The organism is Ruminococcus sp. YRD2003 (assembly GCA_900109435.1).
Lineage (GTDB): Bacteria > Bacillota > Clostridia > Oscillospirales > Ruminococcaceae > Ruminococcus > Ruminococcus flavefaciens_G.
Window position 1 is genome coordinate 23224 of record FNZT01000010.1, and the last position, 12468, is coordinate 35691.

Sequence of the window (12468 nt, forward strand, 5' to 3'; positions counted from 1 at the left end):
ATGTGTTCATTATTTGGTTGGCTCGATTATCAGGGAATTATCCCTCACAGAGTTTTACGAAAACTCACTCAAGCACTTGCTAATGCTGCTGAGGAAAGAGGTACTGACGCTGCGGGTATCAGTTACATAAACGAAGGTAAGGTCGTTATATATAAGCGCCCCAAGCCTGCGCACAAACTTCATTTCAATCCGCCGGAAGGAACAAGAGCAGTTATGGGGCATACCCGTATGACTACACAGGGCAATGAGAAATACAACTACAACAATCATCCGTTCGCCGGTTTTGCCGGCGATACTTCTTTCGCTTTTGCCCATAATGGCGTACTCTGGAATGATAAGGAACTTCGCAAAGACAAGCTCATACCCGATACACACATAGAGACTGACAGCTACGCTGCTTGTCAGCTCATAGAATCGCAGGACAAGCTGGACTTCGATAGCCTAAAATACATGGCGGAAACGGTGGAGGGCAACTTCACCTTCACAGTTCTTGATGACAGTAACAGCCTATACTTCATAAAAGGCAGCAACCCGATGTGCCTGCTACACTTCAAGGATATCGGGCTGTATGTATACGCTTCCACTGAAAGTATCATGAAAAATGCACTGAAGTGCGTTGGACTTCACAAGTTCGCAAATGAACGGATCAAAACAGATGAGGGCGATATCATTCGTATTGACAGGACCGGAGATATCACTCGCTCGGAATTTGAACCGAAGCTTTACCGCTCCAAGTACATGAGCTGGTACGATGACTCTTCCTATTATAATATACACGAAGAGATACTTCTCGCATACTGCGGCTGCTATGGTGTTGACAGCGAGGACGTTGAGCTTTTGCTGGAGTATGGATATACCTGCGATGAGATAGAAGAAATGCTCATGGATACGAACCTGCTCCATGAGGCTCTCAGAGATGTGAAGTATATGTGCGGCGAAAGCCTGTATAAAAGCTGCTACGGAGGGGTCTGGTAATGGGCAAAATCGGGTATATCCGTGTATCGACGGAACATCAGGAAACCGCACGTCAGGAAGCGCTGATGAAGCAGTATCAGGTGGAGCGCATATATGCTGAGAAAATGTCAGGTAAGAATGCTGACCGTCCCGAGCTGAAAGCTATGCTCGAATACGTCCGTGAAGGCGATACCCTGTACATTGAGAGTATCAGCAGGCTTGGTCGTTCCACGCGAGACCTGCTCAACATTATAGACGTGCTTCAGCGAAAACAGGTTACTCTTGTAAGCAGCAAGGAGAACATCGATACCAACACTCCGCAAGGACGCTTTGTGCTGTCTATCTTCGCGGCACTCTCAGAGCTCGAACGAGAACAGACATTACAGCGTCAGCGTGAGGGTATCGCTATTGCAAAGTCACAGGGGAAATACAAAGGTCGGCAGCCTATTCCTATCGACTGGGTAAAGTTCGGGCAGCTGTATGAGCAGTGGCAGTCCGGAAATATCACAGCCGTGGATTTTCAGAAACAAATGGGACTTCAAGCCAACACTTTCTACCGCCGGATCAGAGAGTACAAAAGAAAGATTACATAAACAGGAGCGAGCCGGCACTGCCGGCTCAATTCTCTTTCATTAGGGTGTCGGTTATATTTGCAATATTGCAAAAACCGAAAAACAACTTATATGACACAGTTTTTGAGTATGTCATACGACTATGGTCATATGACATAAGGCTTTGTCGTTGTTTTACAGCTTATCTATATCACGAAGAAGATGGTTATAGCTATCATTGAAGCTTGTCACCATATTTGAAAACATCCTGTAATTAAACTTGTCCGGACACGTTATCTTGTATTCTTCGCTGTGTATGTTACTTGCAATGGAAATAATAGTATCTAAGCTATTATGGATACCTTTTTTAGTTTTCATCAATTCGACAAGATCAGCACACAGTTGTTCTAATTTAGGATAGTCTTCATCAATACTTTCTTTCAATGAATCTATAACGCATACAAGGTAAGGCTTATAGCTCTGGTCTTCCGCTGAATCAGTAAGATTCTTAAGCTCATGCTGCTTATCACTTATTTTGTCAGTCTGTTTTTTTAAATCACACAAAGTCTCATTTGTCAATTCACATAACTTAACCAAAGCATTTTTCTCAGGCTCCTCAAGTGTATATGACAGTAAAATTTTGCTTCTGTCTGATTCGGGTTCATCTTTAACCTTTTTACCTTTTCCGCCCTTTTTAATTGCCGATCCTATGACAATAGAAGTGTAATACTCAGCGATTTCTTCTGACACTATATCAATGTCATCCTCATTAACGGCTATATTTAAATCCCGAGCAAATTTCATTATCCTTGATTCATCATAATCCTGTAACTCTTCACAGTAGCGTTCTCGGAATTCTTCATCGAACTCAGTTTCAAGCTTAGGAATTAATCTGCTAAGGTCATTCTCTCCGACGTAATATTTTCTGAGGGTACCACCTTTATTTCCTTCAAAATGACGCACTCCTTCGTCATCAATATATGTCTGGAACTCATCATCTATAAAAGCTTTATCATTATCGGTCAATCCCATTTTAAGTAAATCCCGCGTTAATATGTCATTATTGGTTTTCTTGCCATCAATATCTTCATGAAACGCTTGAGCATACTTTGAAAACTCTGTGCCGTTTTTAGCCATTGCAATACCTCCTCTAAAAATTGTTCAATTATTATAATATACCTTAAAACAAGACGAGACAAGATCACAACTTGTTTAGCTCATCTCGTCGTGCGTCTATCCTTAAAATAATTATAGCAAATCGAAATGCAAGCGGCAATACCCTACTTGCAAAAAAATTTGCAGAGTGTCATTGATGCGGTAATTATAAAAATTTGGTTTCCGCACAAGCATCAAAATGGGGCTTTTGATGTTTTGCAGAGAACAAAATTCAATTTGCACCGCATTCCGGACTGCTCGAAAAATTATTTTAAGAAAGGTGATAAAAAATCATGAACAAAGAGCCAGTATTAGCAGGAGAAGTTTTTCCAGACGTGAGTTCTATCAAGCCTGATACAAATCCTGCTTTGCCAACAGCAGTGGAATTGATTAATACTCAGAAACGTCTCGGACTGTCACTGACGATGTTTGACAAAAATCTTCACAAGATTTCCGGAAAGTTCAACAGCATGGCTGACCTTCTGCGTAATCCGGATTTTATTGCACATCTGAATCAGGATATTTACGTTAGCAACGACAGTGAAACTACATGGTTTAAGCTGAGGGTGAGGAACGGTAAGATTGAAGCTATCACATTTTTGTTAACGTTCCGCACAAATTGGGTTAAAGGCTATAACAAGGGTCCCGAAGGCTATGAAGCTATTGTAGTTGGATATTCACCAGGCGAAGGAGAAGTTGCGGCAGCAACCGCTGTTGTTCCTGGTAAGGACTTTACTCCAGATCGAATAACTCAGCATTTTCAACTGTTGATAGGTGAAAATGCAAGTGACACAAAAGAGATTGGAAAGTTGCTTTGCTATATCCTGACCAAGTATACAAGAGAATCAAATCCGAAAACGCTTGAATACTTCGGTACGATACAGGGGTTCTCCAAGAACAAAGACGGAAAAACAAGGTTTTCACCGCCGAGAATGCTTCGTGAGGAAATTAGACCATATCTTGATAAAGGCGTACTGAATCGCCAGTATCCCATATGTGCTTCAACAAAGCCAGATGAAGATATAACGCCGATATTGGAATCACTGTTTGCAGAACAGAAAGAGTTTCAGCTCCTGCTCCTGTACAGATTTGGGAACTGGCATTCATCCTTCTTCGCTAAGAAGGATGTCTATTCGGACAATATCTTGATTGTTAAACCATCGACCGAAGTTCCTGTGGCTCTGTCAGTAGCTATGCTGAAGAATACCCGCTATGACTCGCTGGATGCACCGCCGATAGGTCCGAATATCAAACCGTTGAAGCTTGATCTGGAAACCATCAACGATGGTATGGTTATTGCAATTGACGTGTTTGCTGCTGATCAAGTGAAAAAGGCTGAAAAGGGATACGATCTGATGATCAGTGATGCTACTGGAGCTACGGACAAAAGCAACAATGTACATCACAGCTTAGCGTTGATATCCGGTTACGCAGATATGTATATTCCCAAGGAAGTATGTTGTGTCCTTGAGTTCGGAGACGTATCGGTCGAATACACAGCCGAGGCATACAAAACAGCTCTCAAGCGACTCGACGATAATCTCATCAACAGAACCGAATGCGGCTGTAATGACGGAGATTTTATCAAGGGCTTCAATGGATATGTCGATGAAGTTCGCAGCAATATTCCGGATAGAATCCCACGCTCGAAGCACAATACTTACATCATGCTCATGACGGCACTGAGGATGTACAATGAGTGGTACACTCCACTGTTCTGTCCGGATATAGAGGAATACATAATAGATTGGCTCAGCTCTCAGGAGCAGGATACACAGCCTTTACATGATGTGATTTGTTCGGAGTTTGGCAAGATTCTGAACCAGAAGATTACCGACGGATACTTCCGCCTTATACCGAAGGATGAGGTCACTCCTTATGACAAGGGTACTCATACCATAGTAATAGACAAGGACGAGCGCCGCATCTATATCGAGACTGCAGACAGTTTTGCTATCGCAAAGGATGAGATGACGTCTTTGGCTGATTCTGATAGCCTGACAGCTGCTCTTTACAGCTGTGGATATATTCCGAACAATGCCAAAAGTGAGAAGAGCATCAGGATAGCGGCAATAACATCAGACGGAGTTCCTTATCCCCTGTACGTTCATGCTATAAAATACACCTTACTTACGCAGGAGAATCGTCAACGCTTCGAGCTCATCGACAAAGAGGCGTTTCTCTTCCGGTACGATGAGATTCCCGAAGGCTTACTTCCGTTGGTCAAGACTATCGACGGAAGGTTTGCTGGCAAGATGCTACGCTACGAAGCTGAAGAAAACAATGTCTATTTTGGAACAGGCAGAATTGGCTCAGGCAAAAGCTGGGCAATAGCACAGATACTGCCTATGCTCTTCATGCTCGGTCATATAGTGGTTGTTTTCGATGTCAGCGACAGCTACACGAAGAAAAAGCTTCTGAAGATGCTCCCCGTAGAGGTTGTTGAAAAGCTCTTTAAGTTCATCAATGTCGGTGCTGGAAAGGATCCAGTACCTATTGACCTCGGCTCTCTGAGAGGCTGTGAGACTCTTCCAGATAAGAAAAAAGTTATATATAGCGTTCTCCGTGCAGCTACAGGCGCTCTCGACAAGAGCGTATCAAGAAAGCTTAAAGGGTTCTTGTCTGATTATCTTAAGGATAAGGAATACTCTATCGACCTTAATAATCTCCGCTCTAAGTTGGAGCAGGCAGGAGCTTTCGGTGCTGAGATAGCAGACCGCCTCGAGTCCGTCCTTGCTGATATCAGTGCGGTAGGATACGATGAGCAGACATGGGATGATTTGTTTATAGAGAACAAAAAAATCATCGTCATCAATCTCGGTAATGAAGTTGGTGACGGTAACCACCAGCTTCTTGATATGCTAGCCGGTAGCATCTTCAACTGGCAGATGTCCCATGACTCTGGATTCGTATCTATAGCTATCGACGAGCTTATAGATCAAGATTTCAGCACGGGTGCTCCTCTTCAGACAATTGTGAAGCAGGGACGCAAGTTCCATACTGCTTTGGCTGGAGCAACCCAGGATTACTTCAATCAGGGAAGTTCACAACTAGATGTGATGAAACAGGCAAACATGAAGGGCTTCTGCCGTCCTGGCAAATCCGAGGATAGAGTGGCCCAGAAACTCGGCTACAGCAACGCTGCTGACGCTGGTTTCAACACATTCAAGGCTGGTGACACTATTGATGAGTTTGACGGCTACAACAAGGAAACCGAAGAAAATGAGCCTATCACGCTGAAAGGCAGAATGGTCGATTTTGTCGAGACTCCGCTCTACGACAAATTCAAGGAGCTTTATGGTTGTTATTAATACGGGCGCTCCCTTCGGGGAGCCACCGATACATATATTTTATTAAATTAGTCGGAGCAGGTCAAGTATCTTGCTCGGAAAGGAGGACGATTATGCTGACTAAGGAAAACACTTTCACAGAGTACCCCGATATCGTATCGCCGAAGCAGATGATGCAGATGCTGCATATTGGCAGAAATAAGGCTTTTGAACTGTTAAAAGGCGATATACACTCTATCCGTATCGGTAGTACGCATAAGATACCGAAGATATACATCATCGAGTATCTGAACAAACATTCAATGGATAACTAATGACCACAATCACGGCTGCTGAGATAAACAGCAGCCGGATTTTTAAGGAGGATAACTATGATAGATTATAAGCTCCACATAAACAAAGGTCTGTGGCACGTCAATTTCTACGTTGCAGACATCAAAGGCAAGAACAAACGCAAGCAGCTTTCCACAGGCGTAAAGGCACATGATAAATACGGAAGGGTTATCAATAAGAAGCTTGCAGATGAAAAGGCAAAGGAGATAGTTTCCAGATTTGACGGCATCGTTGACAGTGATTTTTCCGTATGGACGTTGGACAAGTGTGCAAAATACTGCCTTGAAAACAACAAGACCAAGATGTCTCCGACTACCTACAACGATTACATCTGTGCTCTTAATAAGCATATCACCCCATACTTCAAGGACGGCAAGTCTCTGAAAGAGATCAAAGCACATGATATAGAGGTATTCTGTGAGCATATACTGGAACAAGGAAGAAGTCCTAAGACTGTACATAAGCTTCTCAGCCTTATCGGTCCTGCATTTAGATACGCCGAAAAGAACGACTTTATCATCAAGAATCCTATGAGGGTCATTGACAGACCGACTAAGGTCAAGAAGGAAAGCCGTTATTATAACGCCGAGCAACTTAATACTCTTGCAAATGCTGCTAAAGGCTCATACATAGAAACGCCTGTTATACTCGCTATGGTGCTCGGACTCAGAAGGTCTGAGATAGTTGGTATCACATGGGACAACGTTGATTTTGAGAACCGACTGCTGCACATAAATCAGAGTGTTATTGTAGGCGATTCCAGTATACTCCCACATGGGACGTATAAGGTCATAGGTCACACAAACAGCCGTAAACCGAAGGATATTATACTGAAATACTTTCTCAAGACCGAAAGCAGCGAAAGAAGCTTCACTATGAACGATGCTCTTTATAGCTACCTTAAGGCTCTGAAAGCGGAGCAGGATAATATGATAAGGGAGACGAATGAATATCGTGATTTCCTTTGCGTTAACCCTGTAGGTGCGTTAATAACGCCGGACAGTATAACACATTACTTCATAAAACTCCTCGACGAAAACGAGCTTCCGCACATAAGATTTCACGAACTCAGACACTCATGTATCAGTCTCCTTGCCAATAATACCGCGTTCTCGGTAAAGCAGGTGCAGGACTACGCAGGACACAGCGACTTCCTCACGACGTTCAACGTGTACAGCCATACCGACGATTCAGATAAAAAGACTGAAATGGACTATATCACCAGCTGCTTCACGGATCTGTTCGGCGACAGCAATGAAGGATAAATGAAGAGCAGGCGTTCCTGAATAGGGAGCGCCTGCGTGTTTTATTTGGGCAAACCATTAAAGGCAACATATACGACAAATGATATTGCATCTATTGCAAGAATGATACCGAAGACAATAAGGGCTATCTTTGTGCCTTTCCTGACTTTTTTCTTATTATCATCAGTCAGGACGTGTTTCTTGATATCGCTGTAAAGCTCAGACTTTACAGGCACCTGCTCAACGGGTGCAGGCTCGGGAGATTTGTCCAGCACCAGTTCATCAAGAGAAATGCCGAACAGGTCGCTCATAGCGACAAGCTTCTCCATATCAGGCGTAGAATCGCCGACCTCCCACTTCGAGACAGTCTGACGCGAGACATTCAGCCTGTTCGCGAGTTCCTCCTGAGAAAATCCCTTCTGTTTACGCAGTTCGTAAAGTTTATTATTGAACTCCATATTTCATGCCTGCCTTTCTGTATTATTCTTTTTATATATTTGCCACAGCAGTACAGCTGCCGCAGCTATGACAATATCAGCGATAATGCTTGCTTCTATGCCGTAGTTCCCGCCGTTGAGAAGATTGTTTCCAACACTTCTCATATTGATGAGCGCGGTTGAAGCTCCCTCGCTGCCGCTGAGATTGAGTCCGAGAACACAGCACAGACAGAAATTCCACACGGAGTGAAGTCCGCAGGCAGCCCATATGCTTTTGGTTTTGAGTGTCAGAAACGAGAATACGCACGAAATAACGATCAGGCAGAACACACCTGAGAAAATATATTTCGGTTCGCTGCCCGTGAAATTGCCCCAGTGATTAAAGGTGAATACGAACGTACTTGCTGATATAGCGACAGGCATAGGCACTCTGTCCTTGAGCGAACAGAGTACAAGTCCTCTGCACAGGAACTCCTCAGCCGCCCCCTGAATAATAAACCCGCCGAGCATAAGCATCAGCATCGGAATATTCGTATCCTTGGATAAGCCTTCATAACTGATACTGCCCGTTAACATGATCGCAGCAACACAGACAAACAGCAATACGGTGCCTATGAGAGCGCCTACAAACAAGCCTCCGATGCGCCCGGTCACACCCATTTCGGAGAGATTTCTTTTTTCTATGATCTTCCAGTAAAGAACACTTGCGGCTATCATTCCTGCCATAGCATACAGACCCAGCAGTTCCATAGTGCTTTCGGTGAAAGTCTCGCCCTGTAAAAACTTTTTTCCGCCGACGATCATCGCGCCTATGACAACGGCATTGCCTAAAAGTGTGCCTGCCGCAAAGCATAGTATGAACGCAAGAAGCTTTTTAATAACTAACATAGCGGCCGGCATATCTGTTCTGTTGTTGAATGGGCTTATGTTTTTGATGAATTTTCTCATAGATGAATTCCTCCTTCTATCGTTTGGCGATAGTTTTTTTCTGATGAATACATCGTACCATTTCAGCTCCAAGAAGTCTACCAACTGCGCTTGGAAATCCGTCAACAAACGTTAACAATCACGTTAATCCCCGTTGCATTGGCTATTTATAGCCAAATTCTCAACTGTATCCATAAGTGCTTCTGAACATATTATATCACAGCAGCCCGTCTAAAGCAATATGCCGAATAAAATGAAAGTGCTCCGCGAGGGAGCACGAACTGATATTATATAAATCAAAATTGAGTAGTCAAGACGCTTTAACAGAAGAACCGTTCCCCGAAGGACGAAAGAACTATTCCGTTGATTATTAATTGTCTTTATCCGTACTTGATCTTGCAAGAATTGCAAAAAAGTGTAGGAAAAATGTAGGAAAACAACGAAAAAGGCACTTTCTCAAACGAGAAAGTGCCTATTCTTCTGGGGTGGGAGATGGGATTCGAACCCACGGTCTTCGGGACCACAATCCGACGCTTTAACCAGCTAAGCTACACCCACCATCAATATTAAGTTGTTGCCATATTCGGCATTGCTATCGTCCGCGAGAACAAACTACTGTTCCACGCAGATTAAGCGAGCTTTGCGAGCGACGACGCGAACCGCGCGCGCCCGCTCGGCGTTGGCGCGCCTTGCTGGATTCGAACCAGCGGCTTACTGCTTAGAAGGCAGTTACTCTATCCAGCTGAGTTAAAGGCGCATCTGAAAACATTGCCGAAGCCAAAAGAACTTGCCGCACGAACAGGTCAGAACCGCGAAAGCAGACTACCGTTCCGCACAGACTAAGCGAGCTTTGCGAGCGACCTCGCGAACTGGCTGCACGGACACCGTGCTGGAGCGGGTGATGGGAATCGAACCCACGTGTTCAGCTTGGAAGGCTGACATTCTACCATTGAACTACACCCGCATACGAAGTTTCAACAGAAAACATTATACCACAATGGACTTCGCCTGTCAAGTGCGAGCTTTAAAAAAAGTCAAAGTGTACAAAAAACACTTCCTCTCTATGCGCCTTTTGAGCGCAAAACTATAGTCGCGGCTGACCATAATTCGGTGAGTTTTGCCATTTCTTGCGCTGTTTGTACCGATGTGCAAAATATTTGCAAAAGCTATTGACAATTGCTTGTCAAAGTGATATCATAATAGCCGTAGGAGCTGTACTATCATCATTAGTACAATAACAACGGTCTGTCCTCCGATTTTGTTAACCTCGGTTGACAAGCTCGCGCTCTCTGCTCAGTCCTGCTCGGAGCCTTCGCGCCTACTCCCCGAACACTTGCGGGAGCATCGGGCTCCTGCTCGAATATTGCGAATTTTCGGCTAAAAAATTGCAAAATATTTGCAAAATCCATTGACTTTTTATTGTTAACGTTATATCATAATATACGTAAAGAATATTTTTGCGAATGTTAAAAAATAAAAATTTCTTTAAACTTCGTCTTTTTTGCCCGCAAATGACACTTATATATAGAAACACTTTTCACGGCAAATGAACAAAAGAGATAAAACAACAAGGGTAGTGATAGAATGAAGAAACCAAACAGTCAGTGCGGCAGAAGAGGAGAACGCATTTTCAGCAACCTGTGTGTGCTGCCAAGCCTTGCAGGCGTGCTCGTATTCTTCCTCATACCGTTCTGCATCGTTGTATACTATTCCGTGATAAATAACCCCATAACCGCTCAGTTCGTGGGTCTGGAGAACTTCAAGAGGCTGTTCCAAGCCACTGCTTTCCGCAGTGCCGCTCTGAACACTTCCACGTTCTCGCTGATATCCGTGCCGCTCGTGATGGTCATCTCCCTCTGGCTCGCAACTCTGCTCGAGCGCAATATCCCTTACAAAAGCGTGATACGCACCTTCTTCCTCAGCCCGATAATGGTGCCTACAGCGTCGGTCGTGCTGGTCTGGCAGGTGCTCTTCCACAACCACGGCACCATAAACCAAATGCTCGAACTCTTCGGGGTGCAGGGCGTCGACTGGATGAAGTCCAGCCACGGTCAGCTCATCATCATCGTCATGTTCCTCTGGAAGAACATCGGCTACAACATGATACTCTTCATGTCGGCGCTCGCGGCTGTGCCGCGCGATATCCTCGAGGTCGCCGAGCTTGAGGGCGCTGGGAGGATATACCAGTTCTTCCATATCAAGCTCAGGTACCTCTCCCCTACTATCCTGTTCGTGCTGATACTCTCGCTGATAAACTCATTCAAGATCTTCCGCGAGGTCTATCTGCTCACGGGCGACCACCCCTATGACAAGATGTATATGCTCCAGCACTTCATGAACAATACCTTCAACAGCCTCGATTACCAGAAGCTGTCCGCTGCGGCTGTGCTCTTCTCGCTGGTCATGATAGTCATCATCGCCGCTCTCCTTATTGCCGAGGAAATTTTCGGAAAGGACGTGGAAAGCTGATGAGCAGACGTATTAGCAGACATACAAGAAAACGTATTTTCAACATCATTATCATGCTGTTCACGGGTACCGTTGCGGTGATGTTCCTGCTCCCGACCGTACTGACGATAGCTAACTCTTTTATGACGTCAAACGAGATAACAGCCAACTACGGAGCGATGCTCGGCAATATGACCGACGACAAGAAAACTTTTATCTCCGAAAACGTCAACCTCAAGTTCATCCCTGACAAAGTCACTTTTGACCAGTACGCGAGCGTGCTCTTCAAAAGCCCCGATTATCTGCTGAAGTTCTGGAATTCGGTGATACTTACCGTTCCCATTACGGTGTTTCAGGTGCTCCTCGCGATACTCACAGCTTACGGCTTCTCACGTTACCCGAACAAGTTCAAGAGCATCATCTTCTTCGCTTATATCATTCTCATGATAATGCCCTATCAGGTAACGCTCGTGCCGAACTTCCTCGTTGCCGACTTCATCAAGGACAATGCGGCTTCGGTCGTCTCGTTCGCTCCCGCAAAGCTCGCGGAGACGATAAACAAGTCGATAGAGAATATGAGATGGGCGGTTATCCTCCCAGGCATATTCTCGCCGTTCAGCATTTTCCTGCTTACTAAGGTAATGAAGCGCATACCCGTCTCGTACGTCGAGGCGGCAAAGCTCGACGGAGCAAGCGAATTGCAGATACTCTCAAAGATATATATGCCGCTGTGCAAGGGCGCGATAGTCTCTATCGCGATGCTCGTCTTTATCGACTACTGGAACATGGTCGAGCAGCCACTCGTCCTGATGAAGAATACCGACCTGCACCCGCTGTCGGTCTTTCTCTCGCAGATAAATACGGGCGATATCGGTCTCGCTTTCGCTGTCGGAACTGTCTATATGGTGCCGACGATACTCATGTTCCTCTACGGGGAGGATTACCTCGTCGAGGGCATAACCTACTCGGGCGGAATAAAAGGATAGCCATTAGCTATTAGCCATCAGCCTTTAGCTTATGGTGTCCGCTCCGCGGACGATTATTTCAAAAAATATCGCCGTAAGGCGATACAACGAGCTATCGGCTAAAGGCTAACGGCTAACGGCTTACACACAACAGCTCAAAAACA

General features: G+C 44.8%; 10 protein-coding genes and 3 tRNA genes. 7 read left to right on the forward strand and 6 right to left on the reverse strand.

What is annotated here, in order from left to right:
* Both BMX22_RS09160 and BMX22_RS09165 read left to right on the forward strand, forming a co-directional pair.
* Positions 1–975, forward strand: a complete 975-nt coding sequence (locus BMX22_RS09160; RefSeq protein ID WP_074742176.1) for a class II glutamine amidotransferase — start codon at positions 1–3, stop codon at positions 973–975.
* Entirely contained in the window at positions 975–1547 is a 573-nt protein-coding gene (locus tag BMX22_RS09165) for a recombinase family protein (RefSeq protein WP_074742177.1), read from the forward strand. The genes BMX22_RS09160 and BMX22_RS09165 overlap by 1 nt, the downstream gene beginning before the upstream one ends.
* A gap of 153 nt (positions 1548–1700) precedes the next feature.
* Here BMX22_RS09165 and BMX22_RS09170 read toward each other — a convergent pair whose 3' ends face one another.
* Positions 1701–2642 (reverse strand): hypothetical protein, encoded by a 942-nt coding sequence (locus BMX22_RS09170; protein WP_074742178.1) that lies wholly within the window; start codon positions 2640–2642, stop codon positions 1701–1703.
* Positions 2643–2953: 311 nt separating this feature from the next.
* Between BMX22_RS09170 and BMX22_RS09180 the strand changes: the two genes are divergently transcribed.
* The 3 genes from BMX22_RS09180 to BMX22_RS09190 all read left to right on the forward strand — a co-directional run bounded on the left by BMX22_RS09180 (position 2954) and on the right by BMX22_RS09190 (position 7548).
* Positions 2954–5971, forward strand: a complete 3018-nt coding sequence (locus tag BMX22_RS09180; RefSeq protein ID WP_074742180.1) for an ATP-binding protein — start codon at positions 2954–2956, stop codon at positions 5969–5971.
* A 92-nt stretch (positions 5972–6063) separates the two neighbouring features.
* Positions 6064–6264 carry a helix-turn-helix domain-containing protein gene (locus BMX22_RS09185; RefSeq protein ID WP_074742181.1) on the forward strand — a complete coding sequence of 67 codons (201 nt, stop codon included), beginning with the start codon at positions 6064–6066 and terminating at the stop codon, positions 6262–6264.
* Between the two features lie 57 nt (positions 6265–6321).
* The gene (locus BMX22_RS09190) at positions 6322–7548 is read left to right on the forward strand and encodes a tyrosine-type recombinase/integrase (protein ID WP_074742182.1); all 1227 of its coding nucleotides are present in this window, start codon (positions 6322–6324) and stop codon (positions 7546–7548) included.
* 41 nt (positions 7549–7589) lie between these two features.
* On the opposite strand, the gene BMX22_RS09195 is transcribed toward BMX22_RS09190, so the two are convergent.
* From BMX22_RS09195 to BMX22_RS09215, 5 genes are all read right to left on the reverse strand, one after another.
* Positions 7590–7985 carry a helix-turn-helix domain-containing protein gene (locus tag BMX22_RS09195; protein WP_074742183.1) on the reverse strand — a complete coding sequence of 132 codons (396 nt, stop codon included), beginning with the start codon at positions 7983–7985 and terminating at the stop codon, positions 7590–7592.
* Positions 7986–7988: 3 nt separating this feature from the next.
* Positions 7989–8912: a CPBP family intramembrane glutamic endopeptidase gene (locus BMX22_RS09200; RefSeq protein WP_074742184.1), complete on the reverse strand. Its 924-nt coding sequence runs from the start codon at positions 8910–8912 to the stop codon at positions 7989–7991.
* 460 nt (positions 8913–9372) lie between these two features.
* Positions 9373–9449: transfer RNA gene (locus BMX22_RS09205), tRNA-His, on the reverse strand.
* A 122-nt stretch (positions 9450–9571) separates the two neighbouring features.
* A tRNA-Arg gene (locus tag BMX22_RS09210) sits at positions 9572–9648 on the reverse strand.
* A gap of 133 nt (positions 9649–9781) precedes the next feature.
* Positions 9782–9855 (reverse strand) — tRNA-Gly (locus tag BMX22_RS09215).
* Positions 9856–10475: 620 nt separating this feature from the next.
* Between BMX22_RS09215 and BMX22_RS09220 the strand changes: the two genes are divergently transcribed.
* The gene (locus BMX22_RS09220; protein WP_074742185.1) at positions 10476–11360 is read left to right on the forward strand and encodes a carbohydrate ABC transporter permease; all 885 of its coding nucleotides are present in this window, start codon (positions 10476–10478) and stop codon (positions 11358–11360) included.
* Entirely contained in the window at positions 11360–12325 is a 966-nt protein-coding gene (locus BMX22_RS09225) for a carbohydrate ABC transporter permease (RefSeq protein ID WP_081349156.1), read from the forward strand. The genes BMX22_RS09220 and BMX22_RS09225 overlap by 1 nt, the downstream gene beginning before the upstream one ends.
* Positions 12326–12468 lie beyond the last annotated feature (143 nt).

Bases quoted from the DNA above. Each gene is read 5' to 3' on its own strand.
- BMX22_RS09220 (WP_074742185.1), top strand. From the start codon at position 10,476: ATGAAGAAACCAAACAGTCAGTGCGGCAGAAGAGGAGAACGCATTTTC.
- BMX22_RS09165 (WP_074742177.1), top strand. From the start codon at position 975: ATGGGCAAAATCGGGTATATCCGTGTATCGACGGAACATCAGGAAACC.
- BMX22_RS09195 (WP_074742183.1), bottom strand. From the start codon at position 7,985: ATGGAGTTCAATAATAAACTTTACGAACTGCGTAAACAGAAGGGATTT.
- BMX22_RS09225 (WP_081349156.1), top strand. From the start codon at position 11,360: ATGAGCAGACGTATTAGCAGACATACAAGAAAACGTATTTTCAACATC.
- BMX22_RS09190 (WP_074742182.1), top strand. From the start codon at position 6,322: ATGATAGATTATAAGCTCCACATAAACAAAGGTCTGTGGCACGTCAAT.
- BMX22_RS09185 (WP_074742181.1), top strand. From the start codon at position 6,064: ATGCTGACTAAGGAAAACACTTTCACAGAGTACCCCGATATCGTATCG.
- BMX22_RS09180 (WP_074742180.1), top strand. From the start codon at position 2,954: ATGAACAAAGAGCCAGTATTAGCAGGAGAAGTTTTTCCAGACGTGAGT.
- BMX22_RS09170 (WP_074742178.1), bottom strand. From the start codon at position 2,642: ATGGCTAAAAACGGCACAGAGTTTTCAAAGTATGCTCAAGCGTTTCAT.
- BMX22_RS09200 (WP_074742184.1), bottom strand. From the start codon at position 8,912: ATGAGAAAATTCATCAAAAACATAAGCCCATTCAACAACAGAACAGAT.
- BMX22_RS09160 (WP_074742176.1), top strand. From the start codon at position 1: ATGTGTTCATTATTTGGTTGGCTCGATTATCAGGGAATTATCCCTCAC.